This window comes from Mycobacterium avium subsp. avium (assembly GCF_009741445.1).
Classification (GTDB): domain Bacteria; phylum Actinomycetota; class Actinomycetes; order Mycobacteriales; family Mycobacteriaceae; genus Mycobacterium; species Mycobacterium avium.
Genome location: NZ_CP046507.1, coordinates 2,291,056 through 2,307,863, shown reverse-complemented (window position 1 = coordinate 2,307,863; position 16,808 = coordinate 2,291,056). Strand labels below are relative to the sequence as shown.

Sequence of the window (16,808 nt, the reverse complement as noted above, 5' to 3'; positions counted from 1 at the left end):
ACCACATGCATATCGAAGCCAGGCTGTTCGAGTTCATCGCCGGGTTCTTCTTTCTGACCGCACTGCTCTACGGCGTGCTGACCGCGCTGTTCGCCACCGGCGGCGAGGAGTGGGCGGGGACCACCGCGCTGGCGCTGACGGGCGGCCTGGCGCTCATCGTGGCCACCTTCTTCCGCTTCGTGGCCCGCCGCATCGACACCCGCCCCGAGGACTACGAGGGCGCCGAGATCAGCGACGGAGCAGGCGAATTGGGCTTCTTCAGCCCGCACAGCTGGTGGCCGATCCTGATCGCGCTGTCGGGTTCGGTGGCCGCGGTGGGCATCGCGCTGTGGTTGCCCTGGCTGATCGTGGCCGGGGTGATGTTTATCCTGTCGTCGGTCGCCGGGCTGGTCTTCGAGTACTACCTGGGTCCTGAGAAGCACTGATTCGCGGCATAAAGGTCACAATCCGATCACGTGATCGGCTGCGCAGTTCGCCACGGCGTCTCTGCCCCTTTGCGGTTGGGTAGTGTTTTGCCCAGGCAAATGGGAAGTTTCCCGGCGCGCCCGCAATGAAGTGACCGCGGAGTTTTACGCGCAGGCGATGCAGTTCGAACAGGGTAGGCAAAGGCAGAGATGAGCGGGTCTAGACCCCCGGGATGGGAACCTGAGGAACCCGATCCTGCTGCCGACCCGATCGACCACCAGCCGGATCCCGGCGGCCCGCCCGCCGACGAGTTCCCGGGTGAGGATTTCCCGGCCGGGGGAGAACACGAGGACGCGGTCGAACCCTTCGACGACAGCGTCGAATTCGACGCGGCCGACCAGACGGGTCAGACCGACGCCTACTCGCGGGCCTATTCGGCCCCGGAGTCCGAGCATTTCACCAGCGGCCCCTACGTGCCGGCCGATCTGCGCCTGTACGACTACGACGACTACGACGAACCGGCCGAGCTGGACGAGGAACACGGCACCGCCCGCTGGCCGTGGGTGGTCGGGGTGGCGGCCATCGTGGCCGCCATCGCGTTGGTGGTGTCGGTGTCGCTGCTGTTCGCCCGGACCGACACCACCAAGCTGGCCAACCCGAACACCACCACCGCGTCCACGCCGCCGCTGCAGGACGAGATCACCACCACCAAACCGCCGCCGCCCCCACCGCCCCCGCCGCCGCCCACGACCGAACCGCCGCCCCCGACTGCAACGGAGACCCAGACTGTGACGGTGACGCCCTCTCCGGCACCGCCGCCCCCGCCCGCGCCCGCCCCGGCCCCGCCGCCGGCCACCTCGACGGCCGCGGCCCCGCCGCCGCCCACCACCCCGACGGGTCCGCGCCAGGTCACCTACTCGGTGACCGGCACCAAGGCCCCAGGCGACATCATCTCGGTGACCTACGTGGACGCGTCCGGCCGGCGGCGCACGCAGCACAACGTGTACATCCCGTGGTCGATGACGGTCACCCCGATCTCGCAATCGGATGTGGGCTCGGTCGAGGCGTCCAGCTTGTTCCGGGTCAGCAGGCTCAACTGCTCGATCACCACCAGCGACGGAACGGTGCTCTCGTCGAACAGCAACGACGCGCCGCAGACGAGCTGCTGATGGTCAGCAGATATTCGGCATATCGGCGTGGGCTGGGCGACGACACCGTCTCGCCCGAGGTCGTCGACCGCATCCTGATCGGCGCCTGCGCCGCGATCTACCTGGCGTTGTTGGGCGTCAGCGTGGCGGCCTGCGTCGCGCTGGCGGACCTGGGCAGGGGATTTCACAAGGCGGCCAGCAGCCCGCACACCACCTGGGTGCTGTATGCCGTCATCATCGTCTCCGCGCTGATCATCGCGGGGGCCATCCCGATCCTGTTGCGGGCCCGCCGGATGTCGCAGGCCGAGCCGACTGCCCGGGCGATGACGGCGCCGGCACGACCCCCGGTGCGGCTGGGCGCCGGTGTCGCGCGGCCCGCGACCGAGCGGGCGCCGCACACGCCGGCGACGACCCCGGACGTGGGGTGGTCGGGCGAGGCGGTCGATCGAATCTGGTTGCGCGGCACCGTCATATTGACCGGCACCATGGGCGCGGCGCTGATCGCGGTCGCGACGGCGACCTATCTGATGGCGGTCGGTCACGACGGATCATCCTGGGTGGGCTACGGATTCGCCGGGGTGATCACCGCGGCGATGCCGGTGGTCGAGTGGCTGCACATCCGCCAGCTGCGCGAGGCGGTCGCCGAGCAGTAACCGCCGTCGCGGCCCGGCGCCGGGTCACCTCGGCGATCCGGTCGGCCGCGGGTGGCGTAGCGTCGAGCGCGAGCGGTTTCGTTGTCAGCGGTGCGCTACCGCGCTCGCGGGTGCACCCACCGGCAATGCGATTCCTCCCTTCGCCCGCCCGCGAAGGATGCCGACCGGGAAGGGCGCCGCACGTGGGTTCCGCAGCAAGACGCCGACGCGCCGATCCCGTCCGGCTGTCGGTGGGGTGCGAACTGGGCCGCGCCATCGACGGCGCCTGGTGGCCCCGCGCCGACCGCATCACCAACGAATTGCCCGAGCTGGTCGCGGTGCTCACCCCGCTGCTCGGTCAGATCGGCGCGATCAACGTCAACTGGCCGCCGCTGCAGCGACCGCCGGACTTCAACTGGCCGGGCTGGGAACGCAAGCGCCAGCACGTGATGACGCTGATCGGGGGAGACGCGCGGATCAACCTGCTGATCATCCCGTACGCGACCTACAGCGCGCTGGCGCGGATGGTGCTGCGCTGCGCGGCCGGGCTGCCCGTCGAGCCCCGGGACCGGGGCAAGCCGGCGTTCCTGACGGCCGGCTCGATCCTGCGGGCCGCCGAGCAACAGCGCGTCGACAGCGCGCCCTGAGGCTCACCGGGGCTCAGGGCGCGCTGCCGCGTCGCTAGTGCTGGCCGTCCTCGCCGTTGGTGGAGCCGTTGGTCGAGCCCACGATGCTGTCCTGATGTTCGCGCAGGGCGGTCAGGGCACGCTGCTCGGAGGCGTGCGCGGCCTCCCGCAGGGCCGCGTCCTCGGACGGCGGATCGGCGTACAGGAAGCTGCCGATGCCGGGCGACCCGGCCGAGCCCAGCTTGTTCATCTTCTTGGGCAGCGGGGCGCCCTGGTACTCCAGCGGCAGCGGGTGACCGTGCTCGTCGACCGGGCCCAGCGGCTGGTGCAGCTCGATGTAGGCGCCGTGCGGCAACCGTTTGATGATGCCGGTCTCGATGCCGTGCTCGAGCACCGCGCGGTCGCTGCGCTGCAGCCCGATGCACCACCGGTAGGTGACGAAGTACACGATCGGCGGAACGATGACCATGCCGATGCGGCCGATCCACGTCGTCGCGTTCAGCGAGATGTCGAACTTCAGCGCGATGATGTCGTTCATCGCGCTCAGCGTGAGCACCATGTAGAAGGCGATCGCCATGGCGCCGATCGACGTGCGCACCGGCACGTCGCGCGGCCGCTGCAGCAGGTTGTGGTGCGCGTAGTCACCGCTGAACCGCTTCTCCAGGAACGGGTAGATGATCAGCAGCACGAACACCGCGCCCATGATCAGCGCCACCCACACCACCGCCGGAATGGTGTGGTGCCAGAAGTAGAACTCCCACGGCGGCCAGATACGCGCCAGGCCCTCGGTCCACATCATGTAGAAGTCCGGCTGCGAGCCGGCCGAGACGTGAGATGGCTTGTAGGGGCCCAGGTTCCAGATCGGGTTGATCTGCAGCAGACCACCCATCAGGCCCAGCACGCCGACGATGGCGGCGAAGAACGCGCCGGACTTGACCGCGAACACCGGCATCACCCGCACCCCGACCACGTTGTGCTCGGTGCGACCCGGGCCGGGGAACTGGGTGTGCTTCTGGAACCACACCATGGCCAGGTGCAGCCCGATCAGCGCCAGGATGATGCCGGGCAGCAGCAGGATGTGCAGGGCGTACATCCGCGGGATGATGTAACCCGCTGCGGCGCACTCACTTCCGACACCGCCGCAGGGGAAGTCACCACCGAACAGGGCCCAGTGCAACCAGGTCCCGATCACCGGCATACCCAACGTGATCGAGGACAGGGCGGCGCGCAACCCGATGCCCGACAACAGGTCGTCGGGCAGCGAGTAGCCGAAGTAGCCCTCGAACATGGCCAGGATCAACAACAGTGAGCCGATCACCCAGTTGGCCTCGCGCGGCCGCCGGAAGGCGCCGGTGAAGAAGATGCGGGCCAGGTGCACCATGATCGCGGCGGAGAAGATCAGCGCGGCCCAGTGGTGGACCTGACGCACGAACAGCCCGCCGCGGACCTCGAAGGAGATGTCCAGGGCCGACGCGAAGGCCTTCGACATCTCCACGCCGCGCAACGGTTGGTAGACGCCGTTGTAGGTGACCTCGGCCATGGACGGGTCGAAGAACAGCGTCAGGTACACCCCGGTGAGCAGCAGCACGATGAAGCTGTACATCGCGATCTCGCCCAGCAGGAATGACCAGTGGGTGGGGAAGACCTTGTTGAGCTGTCTGCGGACGGCCGCCGACGGGTGGTAGCGCGTGTCGATGTCCTCGCCTTGACGGGCCAGGACGTCGCCGATCTTCGGGGGACTCAATTTCGGACTCATGTTGTCGTCCTCTCCCAGAATGCCGGTCCGACGGGTTCGACGAAGTCACCGTTGGCGACCAGATACCCGTTGGTGTCGATGGTGATCGGCAGTTGCGCCAACGCCCGCGCGGCCGGCCCGAAGATCGGCTTGGCGAAATGCAGCGCGTCGAACTGCGACTGGTGGCAGGGGCACAGGATCCGGTAGGACTGCTCCTCGTACAGCGATGCGGGGCAACCCAGATGCGAGCACACCTTGGTGTAGGCGAAGAACTCGCCGAAGTTGAAGCTCTCCTGGCCCTGCCGCTTGACCACGCGGGGCATGTCGGTGGGCCGAATCCTGATGAGCATCACCGGGTTTCGCACACCCTGGTTGATCGCCCGCAGCTTCTCCTGCGATTCCGGGGTGGTGCCGTCGCCGTCGGACTCGCGCCACGGGAACACGGTTTCCATGCCGCCGGCGTCGAGGTCCTCGGGCCGCATCTTGACGAACGGCGCCCCGGTGTAGGTGCCGGTGGCGCGGGCCAGGTAGATGGTCTCGCCCGGGTAGCGCGGGGTCCAGCCCGACGTCCACAGCACGGCCTTCTTCCCGTTGGCGGTGGGCACCACCGGCTTCCACGGGTTCTTGATCAGGCCCCCGGCAAACGCGACCAGGGTGGACAGGCCGAACGCGCCCAGGCCCACGCCCAGCGACAGCCCGACCATCTTGCGCCGCCCGATGGTGGACCCGTTGTAGGCGTCGGCCAGGTTCGCCACCACCGTCTTGCGGTCGATCTCGCGGGAGGCGCCGTCGTGCCGCTCCTGGATCGAAATCTCTTCGGGGATAAAGCGTTTCTGGTACAGGATGGTGCCGATCCCGATCGACAGGATGGACATCCCGAAGGTCAGGCCGTACAGCGGGGTGGCCAGGTCGTACAGGAAGCTGCCGGCGGCCTCCTTGGGCTTGTACTCCCACGGCCAGAACAGGAAGATCAGCAGCAGCGCCAGCCCGAAGCCGCCGCCCAGCAGAAGCCACAGGGCGACGCCGCGCTCGGCGCGCTTCTCGGCCTTGGTGCCCTCGACCGGCCACCGGGGTTCCTTGAACACCGTTTCGACGCCGTCGAGCTTGCCGCCCAGCGTCACCAGCTCCTGCTGCGACATCGCGGCCAGCGCCGCTTCGTCGGGCTCGTTGGGCGCCCCGGCTCCCTTGTCGGTGTCAGAGCCGCGAACGTCGCCGTCGCTCATTTTGCGCCGCTCCTCCTCTTCGGTTCGGCCCCTTCGCCGTTGCGCGGCTGGGGGAGACCCCACTGCATCGTCCGGGTGCGGCTCATGCGCGTGCCCCGATCCACAGCGCCAGCCCGATGGCGGCCACCATGCCGATGATCCAGGCCGCCATGCCCTCGGGGGCGGGGCCGAACCCGCCCAGGCCGTAGCCGCCCGGCTGGCGCTCCTCGGTCACCGCCTTGATGTAGCCGATGATGTCCTTCTTGGCCTCGAACGACAGCTGGCGGTCGGAGAACTTCGGCATGTTCTGCGGACCGGTCCGCATCGCCGCCAGGATCTGCTGCTCGTTGGCGGGCTCGAGGTCCGGCGCGTACTTGCCGGACGACAGCGCCCCGCCCTTGCCGGTGAAGTTGTGGCACGACGAGCAGTTCAGCCGGAACAGATCGCCGCCGCGGCCCAGGTCCTCGCCGCGCAGCGAGCGCATCGCCAGGCTGCCATCCGGGTTGCGCACCGTGGTGGGGCCGCCGCCGTTGGCCTGCACGTAGGCGCCCAGCGCGTCGGTCTGCGCCTCGTCGAACACCGGCTCCTTGCGGGGCGCCTGCGCCTCGCCCGTCATCGCGGGCATCCGGCCGGTGGACACCTGGAAGTAGACGGCCTCCTCACCGACACCGATCAGGCTCGGCCCGCGGTCGGGCACGCCCTGCAGGTTGGCGCCGTGGCACGACACGCACGACGTGTCGAACAGCTGCTTGCCGGTGCGCAGCAGCGCCGAGTTCGACTCGTCGGCGACGGCGACCTGCGGCCGCGGCGTCAGGATGGCGGCCAGTCCGCCGGCGATGGTCAGCGCGATCAGCAACAGCAGGCCGCCGGACAATCGGCGGCGCAGCCGCCGTCGCGAACGGTCGGTTCGGGTGGACCGCAGCTTCTTCAACCGAGCACTCCTGTTCGTCCAGCGTCCGCTCATCGGATGAAATAGATCACGGTGAACAGCGCGATCCACACGATGTCGACGAAATGCCAGTAGTACGAGACGACGATGCTGGCCGTCGCCTGCGCCGGGGTGAACTTGCTCATCGCGGTGCGGGCCAGCAGGAAGATGAAGGCGACCAACCCGCCGGTCACGTGCAGACCGTGGAACCCGGTGGCCAGATAGAACACGCTGCCGTAGGCGCTGCCCGGGATGGTCGTGCCGTGGCCCATCAGGTGGTAGTACTCGTAGCCCTGCCCGAGCACGAAGAACAGGCCCATCAAGAAGGTGATCACATACCAGCGGCGCAGCCCGAACACGTCGCCGCGCTCGGCGGCGAACACCCCCATCTGGCAGGTGAACGACGACGCGATCAGCACCAAGGTCACCGGCACGGCCTGATACAGGTTGAGCTCGGTCGGCGGCGGCGGCCACTTGCCGCCCGACTGGGCGCGGGCGGTGAAGTACATCGCGAACAGGCCAGCAAAGAACATCAGCTCGCTGGAAAGCCAGACGATCGTGCCGACACTGACCATGTTGGGCCGATTCAGCGAATGAACCCGCGACGTAATTGCAGTACCTGAGGTCCCGACAGCGCTGGTCACATCCGCAAGTATGACGCTTTGTAGTTGTTGAACTCCACCCGGGTCTGGAATTTCGCGATTTGTGGCGGGGCGCGTCGCGCCCCGGCGCCGACCGGGCCCTTCGCGGCGAGGTTGGGGCCGCTGTGCCCGGCGTGGGACCATCGGCGCGTGGCGTTGTCATCTGAGTCGTCTGCGGCTTCCGCAGCCCGGCGGCCCTCCGGTGGGCCGGCGACGTCGTGGCGCCAGGTGCTGGCCCGGCTGACCGGCGGTGACGACCTGGCCCGCGGACAGGCGGCCTGGGCCATGGACCAGATCATGACCGGCGAGGCGAGCCCGGCCCAGATCGCGGCCTTCGCGGTGGCGATGCAGGTGAAGGTCCCCACCTCGGCCGAGGTCATCGAGCTGGCCGAGGTGATGCTGAACCACGCCCTGCCGTTCCCGGCCGGCGCGATCCGCGACGACACCGTCGACATCGTCGGCACCGGCGGCGACGGCGTCAACACCGTCAACCTGTCCACGATGGCGGCGATCGTGGCCGCGGCCGCGGGGGTGCCGGTGGTCAAACACGGCAACCGCGCGGCGTCGTCGCTCTCGGGCGGCGCGGACACGCTCGACGAGCTCGGGGTGCGGATCGACCTGGGCCCCGAGCAGGTCGCGCGCAGTGTCGCCGAAGTCGGCATCGGCTTCTGCTTCGCGCCGCTGTTCCACCCGTCCTACCGGCATACCTCGGCGGTGCGCCGCGAGATCGGCGTGCCGACGGTGTTCAATCTGCTTGGGCCGCTTACCAATCCGGCTCGACCGCGGGCCGGATTGATCGGCTGCGCGTTCGCCGAGCTGGCCGAGGTGATGGCCGGGGTGTTCGCCGCCCGGCGCTCCAGTGTGCTGGTGGTGCACGGCGACGACGGGCTCGACGAGTTGACCACCACGACGACCAGCACCATCTGGCGGGTGCAGGCCGGCACGGTGGACCGGTTGACGTTCGATCCGGCCGGGTTCGGTTTCCCGCGGGCCGAGCTCGACGATCTGTTGGGCGGTGACGCGCAGACCAACGCCGCGGAGGTGCGGGCGGTGCTGGCCGGCGGCCAGGGCCCGGTGCGCGACGCCGTCGTCCTCAACGCCGCCGGCGCGATCGTGGCGCACGCCGGGTTATCCAGCCGCGCCGAATGGTTGCCGGCCTGGGAGGACGGGCTGGCCCGCGCCAGTGCCGCCATCGACTCCGGCGCGGCCGAACAGCTGCTCGCGCGTTGGGTGCGGTTCGGTCAGCAGCTCTGACGCCCGCAGGGCCTGCTCGCTTGCCAGCCGGGCCGAGCGCGCCGCCGCCGCCCACGCCGCCCAGGCCCCGGCCGAGCGCAGCGGGGAGGCCCAGCCCGCCGCGTCCTGGGTGCCCTCCACCCGGACGATGCGCACCCCCGGGGCCTCCAGCCAGCGCGCGATCAGCGCCGTCTCCTCGACCAGCGCGCCGCCCAGCGGCCCCGGCTCGGGCCAAATCGCTTGCGCCGCAGCGGTGATCGCGTCAACCACCGGCATCGGCGGCACCCCGCGCCGGGCGTTGCCCGCCGCGGCGAGCCGGCCGTAGCGGACGACGGCCAGCTGATAGCCGCCCTGCCCGTCGGGCGCGGCGGCAACCAGCTCCGGCAACGAGGCCAGGACCCGCAGCCGCTGGCCGCGCCACAGCACCTCGACCGCGGTGGCGGTGCGGTCGCGCAGCCGGGCGGCGCTTTCGAAGTGACGCCGCTCGGCCAGCGCAGCGACCTGGTCCACCGCGGCGGCCAGCGCGCTGTTGTCGGCGCCGTCGATCAACGCCGCGACCCGCGCCACCGCGGCCGCGTATTGGGTGGCCGTGACGCCGCGGGCGGCCGGGCACGGCGCCACCTCCGCCTCCGGGCACAGCGGCCCGTGCAACGCCGCCCGGCCCAGCCGGTTGGTGCAGGTGCGCAGCCCGGCGAACCGGGCCAGCAGCTCGGCGGTGTCGGCGGCGTCGGCGCGGGCCCGGAACGGCCCGACGGCCCGGTCGTGCCGCGGCGCCCGGACCACCGCGAGCCGGGGGAACGCCTCGTCGGTGAGCGCCACCCACCACCACCGCTGGGGGAAGCGGGACCGCCGGTTGTAGGGCGGGGCGTGGGCGGCCAGCAGCCGCAGCTCGCGCACGCCGGCCTCGAGCGCGTGCGCGCACTCGACGTGGTCGACGGCGCCGGCCAGCGCGACCATCTCCTTCATCCGGCCGCGCGGATCGGCGCCGGTGAAGTACTGGGCGACCCGGCGCCGCAGGTCGACGGCGGTGCCGATGTAGAGCACCTCGCCCGACGGCCCGCGGAACAGGTACACCCCCGGCCGGCGCGGCAACCCCTCGGCCAGCACCCGTTTGCGGCGCTGGGCGGGCGTCACGTCGGGCAGGTAGCCGCGCAGGTCGGCGTAGGTGTGCACGCCCTGGTTGCCGACCCGCTCGATGAGGGCGTGCAGCACGTCGACGGTGGCCCGGGCGTCGTCGAGGGCGCGGTGGGTGGGTTGGGTGGTCACGGCGAACAGCCGGGCCAGCGAGGCCAGCCGCACGCTGGGGGCCTCCTCGCGGCTGAGCACCCGGCGGGCCAACCGGACCGTGCACAGCACCCGCGGTCGCGGCCAGGCGATGTCGCACTGCTGCGCGGCGGCGCGCAGGAACCCGACATCGAAACCGGCGTTGTGGGCGACCAGCACCGCCCCGCGGTCCAAGCCGGCGAACTCGAGGAACATCGGCAGCACCGCGTCGATGGCCGGCGCGTCCGACACCATCGCCGTGGTGATGCCGGTCAGTCGCATGATCTGGGGCGGGATGCTGCGCTGCGGGTCGACCAGGGTGGCGAACTCGCCGAGCACCACGCCGTCGCGCACCTTGACCGCCCCGATCTCGGTGATGGCGTCGGGCGCGGTTTCCCCGGTGCTGGTGCTGCGTCCGCCGGTGGTTTCCAGGTCGACCACCACGAAGGTGGTGTCGCGCAGCGCGACCTCCTCGGGGCCGAACGCCGGTCCCACGTCGGCGAAGCTCAGCTGAGTCGCACCGTCGGAGGCCACGGTGGTGACGGTAGGCAGCACGACCGACACCCGGGCGGCTGCCACGCCGGTCCGGGCGGTCGGGGTCGGCTGTCGATGTCGGTGGCCGCCGTTACCGTTCGGTCAGCCCGGCGCGATGTGCGCCGGCCCGCTCCGCGGAGCCAGACCGAGAGGACGGACCGATGGCATCGAGAACTGGACCCACCGACAGGGGTGCGACGGCGGGTGCGGCGCCGGCCGCGACGCCGGAGCCGGGGGCGCCGGTGGTGATCGACTGCGACGACTGCGCGGCGCGCGGACCCGGATGTCGCGACTGCGTGGTCGGCGTGATACTCGGGGTCCCGGATACCTTATTGCAGGACGATCGAGCGGCTTTGGAGGTTTTGGCCGACGCCGGCCTGGCACCACGGCTGCGGCTGGTCCCGATTCGTCGGGATCGCGGGACTGGTGTAGCCTAAATGCCTTGTCCGCCAAAGGCCCTCGGCTCAGGCGGAATGGTCCACATCAAAATGACAGAGTTCTTTCTAATTTCTTAACCGCCCGCTTTGGACAAACGCCGATATCGTTTCGTAACCTGTTTGAGACCTAAACCCGCTCGACGACCGCGATTCGTCGATGGCCGTTTAAGGAAGCAAATCTTGAGGCTTGACTCTAGGTACCCGGTTGCGCGTGCCCTGACACGTTCGGCCCTGGGGACGCTAGCTGGCTTCGCGATCCTGTTCGGTATCGTCACCGCGCCCGCGTGCGCCGACCCGGCCGAAGACGCCATGGCGAAACTCAACGAGCTGTCCCGTCAGGCCGAGCAGACCACCGAGGCCATGCACAGCGCCCAGCTCGACCTGAACGAGAAGCTGGCCGCCCAGCGCGCCGCGGAGAAGAAGCACGACGACGACCAGGCCGCGGTGGACGCGGCGAAGGCGCACCTGGCGTCCTACCAGAACGCGGTCAACAACCTGGCCGCCGCGACCTACATGGGCGGTCGCGTCGACGGCATGGAAGCCATCCTGACCGCCGGGTCGCCGCAGGGGCTGATCGACAAGCTGGCCGTGCAGCGGCTGATGGCCACGCAGATGGCCAGCCAGATGAAGAGCTACCGGATCGCCGGCGAGCAGGCCGCCAAGGCCGAGCGCGAGTCCGCGAAGTCGGCCGCCGACGCCAAGAGCGCCGCCGAGCAGGCCGCCGCGGTGCGAGCGAGCTTGCAGTCCAAGCAAAGTCAGCTGCAGGTGCAGATTGCGGTGGTCAAGTCGCAGTACATGTCGTTGACGGCCGACCAGCGCACCGCGCTGGCCAACCCCGGACCGGCCGTCCCGGCCGCCGCGACGGCACCCGGTGCGCCGGCGCCCGAAGCGGCGCCGCCCGGCACGCCCCCGGGCGGGCCGGGGCCGGGTGAGGCTCCGCCTCCCGGCGGCGCACCGGGCATGGCTCCCGGCGGCGGGGGAGTCGGCGGCGGCGACCGCGCCACCGTCGTGCAGGCCGCGCTGACCCAGGTCGGTTCACCTTATGTCTGGGGTGGCGCCGCGCCCGGCGGGTTCGACTGCTCGGGCCTGGTGATGTGGGCGTTCCAGCAGGCCGGCATCTCGTTGCCGCACTCCAGCCAGGCGTTGGCCCATGGCGGACAACCGGTTTCGCTCTCGGACCTGCAACCCGGCGACGTGCTGACCTTCTACTCCGACGCCTCACACGCCGGCATCTACATCGGCGACGGCATGATGATCCATTCCTCCACCTACGGTGTGCCGGTGCGGGTGGTGCCGATGAACTCCTCCGGCCCGATCTACGACGCCCGCCGTTACTAGACGCCCGCGGCTCGCGGTCCTGCTGGCCTGGGTGTTCGTCGTCGAACTCGTGGTGGCCGCGGCGGTGCCGTTCGACGCCGAACGTGACGGCCGGACCCGTCCCGCCCAGCTGGTCAGCCCCGTGCGCAGCCAATTCAGCGCGTCGAGCAGGTCGCTGGTCGTCGGCGATCGCACCGTCCGGCTGCTGGGTCTGGGCGGCCCGGCCAGTGACCGGTTGCTGGCCCGGGTGGCCGCGGGCATGGGCGCGGCGATCACCGCCGTGGAGGCGTTCTGGGGCGCCGACTGGAGCCGGGAGATCTCGGTGGTGGCCGCCGGCACCGACGAGGAATTCCGCGCCGCCGCGGGCGGGGGCCCGGCGACGCAGTGGGCCGACATCGCGGCCGTCACCGTCTCCGACCGGGTCGATCCGGTGCGCCGGATCGCGTCCGGCCAGCGCATCGTGTTCGCCCCGGGTGCCGCCAACATGAGCCCGGCGTCGTTGCGAATCGTGGTGGCGCACGAGCTTTTTCACTACGCGTCGCGCGCGGACACGGTTGCCGACGCGCCCCGCTGGCTCACCGAAGGGGTCGCCGACTTCGTCGGTCGGCCGCCAGCGCCGGTGCCCGCCGACGCGTTGCTGCCGCTGACGCTGCCGTCGGACACCGACCTGGACGTGCCGGGGCCGCAGCGTTCGTCGGCCTACGACCGCGCCTGGTGGTTCGCCCGGTTCGTCGCCGACAGCTACGGACCGCCGAAACTGCGCGAGCTGTACCTGGCCACCTGCGGCCTGCGGCGCGCCGATCTGGCCACCGCGGCCCAAGAGGTGCTGGGGACCAGCCCCGCCGGCCTGCTCACCCGCTGGCATCAGTGGCTGACCCACTAGGGGCCGGCCCGCGGGGCCGCCAGGCTAGCCTAACCCAGTGAGTCGGGTCCTGCTGGTAACCAACGACTTTCCGCCCCGCCCGGGCGGCATCCAGTCCTACCTCGGCGAATTCGTCGGGCGGCTGGCCGCCGCCGGCTCGCATGAGCTGACGGTGTATGCACCGGACTGGAAGGGCGCGCAGGCTCACGACGAGGCCGTCGGCTACCGGGTGGTGCGCCACCCGGGCACGCTGATGCTGCCCGGGCCCGCGGTCGACGCCCGGATGCGGCGGCTGATCGCCGAGCACGTCATCGACACCGTGTGGTTCGGCGCCGCCGCCCCGCTGGCGCTGCTGGCCCAACGCGCCCGCGCCGCCGGGGCCCGCCGGGTGCTGGCCAGCACGCACGGCCACGAAGTGGGGTGGTCGATGCTTCCGGTGGCGCGCTCGGTGCTGCGCCGCATCGGCGAACAGACCGACGTCGTCACCTTCGTCAGCCGCTACACCCGGTCCCGGTTCGCGCCGGCGTTCGGGCCCAGGGCGCGGCTGGAATACCTGCCGTCCGGCGTGGACACCGACCGGTTCCGGCCCGATCCGGCCGGCCGGGCGCGGCTGCGGGAGCGCTACGGGTTGGGCGAGCGGCCCACCGTGGTGTGCGTGTCCCGGCTGGTGCCGCGCAAGGGCCAGGACATGCTCATCCGAGCGATGCCCTCGATCGTGCAACGGGTCGACGGCGCCGCGCTGGTCATCGTCGGGGGCGGCCCGCACCTGCAATCGCTGCGCGCCCTGGCCCGCGACTGCGGGGTGGCCGCGCAGGTGACCTTCACCGGGGGGATACCGGCCGCCGAGCTGCCCACCCATCACGCGCTGGCCGACGTGTTCGCCATGCCGTGCCGCACCCGCGGCGCCGGCCTGGACGTCGAGGGGCTGGGCATCGTCTACCTGGAGGCCTCGGCCAGCGGTGTCCCGGTGATTGCCGGCAGGTCCGGGGGAGCACCGGAAACGGTGCAGCACAACAAGACCGGGCTGGTGGTGGACGGCCGCTCGGTGACCGAGATCGCCGACGCCGTCACCGAATTGCTCAGCGACCCGGACCGGGCCGCCGCCATGGGCGCGGCCGGCCGCCAGTGGGTGACCAGCCAGTGGCGCTGGGACACCCTGGCCGCCCGGCTGGCCGGGCTGCTGGGCGACTAGCGCCGCCAGCGGGCCGGGCCGCGGCCCCGCGTCACGCGGGGCCGCGAGCGTCACGCGGGGCCGCGAGCGTCACGCGGGGCCGCGAGCGTCACGCCAGCGTGACGCTCGCGCGCCGGCGCCACGCCAGCGTGACGCTCGGCGGCGAAGAGCCGTCAGAGCCGAAGAGCCGTCAGAGCCGTCAGTCCTTGGCGTAGATGGCCTCGATGTCGGAGGCGAACTTCTCGGCCACCACGTTGCGCTTGACCTTCATCGTCGGGGTCAGCTCGCCGGTGTCCTCGGTGAAATCGACCGGCAGGATGCGGAACTTGCGGATCGATTCGGCATGCGACACAGCCTGATTGGCGTCCTTGATGGCGGCGTCCACCTCGGCGACCAGATCGGGGTCGGTGGTCAGATCGGCCACCGACGCCCCGGCGCCCTTGTGGTTGCGCTGCTTCCAGCCGCCGAACGCCTCGGGGTCGATGGTGATCAACGCGCCGATGAACGGCTTGTTGTCGCCGACCACCATCGCCTGACTGATCAGCGGGTGCGCTCGCAGCCGGTCCTCGAGCACGGCGGGGGCGACGTTCTTGCCGCCCGCGGTGACGATGAGCTCCTTTTTGCGCCCGACGATCTTCAAGAACCCGTCGTCGTCGAGCACGCCCAGGTCGCCGGTCTTGAACCAGCCGTCGGTGAAGGCGTCGGCGGTGGCCTGCTCGTTGCGCCAGTAACCGCTGAACACCACGCCGCCGCGCACCAACAGCTCGCCGTCCTCGGCGATGCGCATGCTGTTGCCCGGCAACAGCGTTCCCACGGTGCCGATCTTGACGTTGCCGACCTGGTTGACGGTGATCGCCGAGCTGGTCTCGGTCAGGCCGTAGCCCTCGTGGATGGTCAGGCCCACGCCGCGGAAGAAGTGCCCGAGCCGCGAGCCCAGCGGTGCGCCCCCCGACACCGACGCGTGGCAGTCGCCGCCCAGCGCCGCCCGCAGCTTGTGGTACACCAGCCGGTCGAACAACGCGTGCTTGGCCCGCAGCAGCGGACCCCGCCGGCCGCGGTCGGCCGCCTCGCTCCAGTCGACGGCGGTCTGCACGGCCATCGCGAAGATGCGGCCCTTGCCGTCGTTGGCGGCGTTTTGCTCGGCGGTGTTGTAAACCTTCTCGAACACCCGCGGCACCGACACCACCACGGTCGGCTTGAACACGGCGAACATCGGCAGCAGGTTCTTGATGTCGCTGGTGAATCCCACGGTCACCTTGTTGGCGAACGCGGACAGGGTCAGCGAGCGGGCCAGCACGTGGGCCAGCGGCAAGAAGATCAGCAGCCGCTGCCCCTGGTCGAGCAGCGTCGGCAGGCTCTCCTTGGCGCCGCGGGTCTCGTAGAGCAGGTTGGAATGGGTCAGCTGGCAGCCCTTGGGCCGCCCGGTGGTGCCCGAGGTGTAGATCAGGGTGGCCGGATCCTGGGCGCGCAGCCCGTCCAGACGCGCGGTCAGCTCGGCCGGTTCCACCCCTGCGGCCGCCTCGGCCAGCTGGTCGAGGGCCTTGGGGCCGGAGCCGTCGATGTGCAGCACCCGGCGCAGGGCGGGCAGCTCGGCGGTCAGCTCGGTGACCATCGCCGCGTGCTCGTCGGTCTCGGCGAACGCCAGCACCGCCTCGGAGTCCTGCAGCACCCAGCGCACCTGCTCGGCCGAGGACGTCTCGTAGATCGGCACGGTGACCGCGCCCACCGCCAAGATCGCCAGGTCGAGGATCGCCCATTCGTAGCGGGTGGCCGAGAAGATGGACACCCGGTCGCCGGCCTGTACCCCCAGTGAAATCAAACCCAATGCGGCCGAACGGATCTGAGCCGCCGCCTCGGCGCAGGTGACGTCGGTCCACTCCCCGTCGACTTGGCGTTGGTAGATGACGAAGTTCGGATCGTCGCGCTCGTGCTCGAAGACCATCGTCGCGATGTTCTCGTTTTCGCCGACGGAGAAGCGGGCGGGGACGCTGTACTCACGCACTCTGATGACCTCAATCGACCTCGTGACGTTTCCCGGGAGCCGGGTTGCTGCCGACCAGCCTAATCCGCGCATCCACCCAGCACGGCGACGGTGGGTGAGCGCGGGACCCGATTGCCCCTGCCTGCCCTGGGTCCGGCGCCGCCGGGCGGTGTGTGAAGCTGTGGTCATGCACAGCATCCAGATCGCGGACGAGACGTTCGTCGCGGCCGACGGCGCCCGGGTGGGCGCCGCGGTCGCCGACCGGGCGAGCTGGCGGCGCTGGTGGCCGGACCTGCGCCTGCAGGTCGTCGAGGACCGCGGCGACAAGGGCATCCGGTGGTCGGTCACCGGCGCGCTCACCGGCACCATGGAGGTCTGGCTGGAGCCGCTGAAGGAAGGGCTGGACGGCGTCGTGCTGCACTACTTCCTGCACGCCGAGCCGACCGGGGTGGCCGCCTGGCAGCTGGCCAAGCTGAACCTGGCGAAAATGACGCACCGACGCCGGGTGGCGGGCAAGAAAATGGCCTTCGAGGTCAAGGCGACACTGGAACGGTCGCGACCGGTCGGAGTTTCTCCGGTAGTTTAGCCGGGTCAGGTCCGCGCGGAGAGTACCGTGTCGGACCGAGACCCGCGGGGTTCCCGCACGGCAGTTCCCAGGAGGCCGGGGGCGATCCGGGCGCGGGAGAGAGGGCA

Annotated in this window: 15 protein-coding genes and 1 pseudogene; 10 read left to right on the top strand and 6 right to left on the bottom strand. The window is 70.7% G+C overall.

Annotation, left to right across the window (positions count from 1 at the left end; translation table 11 throughout):
- Positions 1 to 5: 5 nt before the first annotated feature.
- The 4 genes from MAA44156_RS10770 (at position 6) to MAA44156_RS10755 (ending at position 2,832) form a co-directional block, all read left to right on the top strand.
- Positions 6 to 425, top strand: a complete 420-nt coding sequence (locus MAA44156_RS10770; protein ID WP_003872269.1) for a cytochrome c oxidase subunit 4 — start codon at positions 6 to 8, stop codon at positions 423 to 425.
- Positions 426 to 614: 189 nt separating this feature from the next.
- Positions 615 to 1,574 carry an MmpS family transport accessory protein gene (locus MAA44156_RS10765; protein WP_033725151.1) on the top strand — a complete coding sequence of 320 codons (960 nt, stop codon included), beginning with the start codon at positions 615 to 617 and terminating at the stop codon, positions 1,572 to 1,574.
- The gene (locus MAA44156_RS10760; protein WP_009976517.1) at positions 1,574 to 2,206 is read left to right on the top strand and encodes a DUF2561 family protein; all 633 of its coding nucleotides are present in this window, start codon (positions 1,574 to 1,576) and stop codon (positions 2,204 to 2,206) included. Before MAA44156_RS10765 ends, MAA44156_RS10760 begins: the two co-directional genes overlap by 1 nt.
- A 182-nt stretch (positions 2,207 to 2,388) precedes the next feature.
- Positions 2,389 to 2,832, top strand: a complete 444-nt coding sequence (locus tag MAA44156_RS10755; protein ID WP_011724710.1) for a DUF5994 family protein — start codon at positions 2,389 to 2,391, stop codon at positions 2,830 to 2,832.
- Positions 2,833 to 2,866: 34 nt separating this feature from the next.
- On the opposite strand, the gene qcrB is transcribed toward MAA44156_RS10755, so the two are convergent.
- The 4 genes from qcrB to ctaE all read right to left on the bottom strand — a co-directional run bounded on the left by qcrB (position 2,867) and on the right by ctaE (position 7,320).
- Positions 2,867 to 4,567, bottom strand: a complete 1,701-nt coding sequence (qcrB, locus tag MAA44156_RS10750) for a cytochrome bc1 complex cytochrome b subunit (RefSeq protein WP_009976519.1) — start codon at positions 4,565 to 4,567, stop codon at positions 2,867 to 2,869.
- Positions 4,564 to 5,769: a cytochrome bc1 complex Rieske iron-sulfur subunit gene (gene qcrA, locus MAA44156_RS10745; protein ID WP_009976520.1), complete on the bottom strand. Its 1,206-nt coding sequence runs from the start codon at positions 5,767 to 5,769 to the stop codon at positions 4,564 to 4,566. The genes qcrB and qcrA overlap by 4 nt, the downstream gene beginning before the upstream one ends.
- Before the next feature lie 82 nt (positions 5,770 to 5,851).
- Positions 5,852 to 6,679: a cytochrome bc1 complex diheme cytochrome c subunit gene (gene qcrC, locus MAA44156_RS10740; RefSeq protein ID WP_003872263.1), complete on the bottom strand. Its 828-nt coding sequence runs from the start codon at positions 6,677 to 6,679 to the stop codon at positions 5,852 to 5,854.
- A gap of 29 nt (positions 6,680 to 6,708) precedes the next feature.
- Entirely contained in the window at positions 6,709 to 7,320 is a 612-nt protein-coding gene (gene ctaE, locus MAA44156_RS10735) for an aa3-type cytochrome oxidase subunit III (protein WP_023861629.1), read from the bottom strand.
- 147 nt (positions 7,321 to 7,467) lie between these two features.
- Between ctaE and trpD the strand changes: the two genes are divergently transcribed.
- Positions 7,468 to 8,571: an anthranilate phosphoribosyltransferase gene (gene trpD / locus MAA44156_RS10730; protein ID WP_029248464.1), complete on the top strand. Its 1,104-nt coding sequence runs from the start codon at positions 7,468 to 7,470 to the stop codon at positions 8,569 to 8,571.
- On the opposite strand, the pseudogene MAA44156_RS10725 reads toward trpD, so the two are convergent.
- Positions 8,509 to 10,347 (bottom strand): annotated as a pseudogene (locus MAA44156_RS10725) (DEDD exonuclease domain-containing protein); the annotation flags it as partial. The gene trpD and the pseudogene MAA44156_RS10725 sit on opposite strands and share 63 nt — an antisense overlap.
- 161 nt (positions 10,348 to 10,508) lie before the next feature.
- Between MAA44156_RS10725 and MAA44156_RS10720 the strand changes: the two are divergent.
- The 4 genes from MAA44156_RS10720 (at position 10,509) to pimB (ending at position 14,155) form a co-directional block, all read left to right on the top strand.
- Positions 10,509 to 10,784 (top strand): hypothetical protein, encoded by a 276-nt coding sequence (locus tag MAA44156_RS10720; protein WP_227974639.1) that lies wholly within the window; start codon positions 10,509 to 10,511, stop codon positions 10,782 to 10,784.
- Between the two features lie 180 nt (positions 10,785 to 10,964).
- A complete protein-coding gene (gene ripC / locus MAA44156_RS10715; RefSeq protein ID WP_023861627.1) occupies positions 10,965 to 12,122 on the top strand; it encodes a peptidoglycan hydrolase RipC in 1,158 nt (385 codons plus the stop codon).
- Positions 12,123 to 12,153: 31 nt separating this feature from the next.
- Positions 12,154 to 12,984 (top strand): hypothetical protein, encoded by an 831-nt coding sequence (locus tag MAA44156_RS10710; protein ID WP_009976527.1) that lies wholly within the window; start codon positions 12,154 to 12,156, stop codon positions 12,982 to 12,984.
- Between the two features lie 37 nt (positions 12,985 to 13,021).
- Positions 13,022 to 14,155 (top strand): GDP-mannose-dependent alpha-(1-6)-phosphatidylinositol monomannoside mannosyltransferase, encoded by a 1,134-nt coding sequence (gene pimB, locus MAA44156_RS10705; protein WP_009976529.1) that lies wholly within the window; start codon positions 13,022 to 13,024, stop codon positions 14,153 to 14,155.
- A gap of 178 nt (positions 14,156 to 14,333) precedes the next feature.
- Here pimB and MAA44156_RS10700 read toward each other — a convergent pair whose 3' ends face one another.
- Positions 14,334 to 16,136: an AMP-dependent synthetase/ligase gene (locus tag MAA44156_RS10700; protein ID WP_009976530.1), complete on the bottom strand. Its 1,803-nt coding sequence runs from the start codon at positions 16,134 to 16,136 to the stop codon at positions 14,334 to 14,336.
- A 166-nt stretch (positions 16,137 to 16,302) separates the two neighbouring features.
- Between MAA44156_RS10700 and MAA44156_RS10695 the strand changes: the two genes are divergently transcribed.
- On the top strand, positions 16,303 to 16,701 hold the full coding sequence (locus MAA44156_RS10695; protein WP_009976531.1) for a hypothetical protein: 399 nt from the start codon (positions 16,303 to 16,305) through the stop codon (positions 16,699 to 16,701).
- Positions 16,702 to 16,808: the final 107 nt, after the last annotated feature.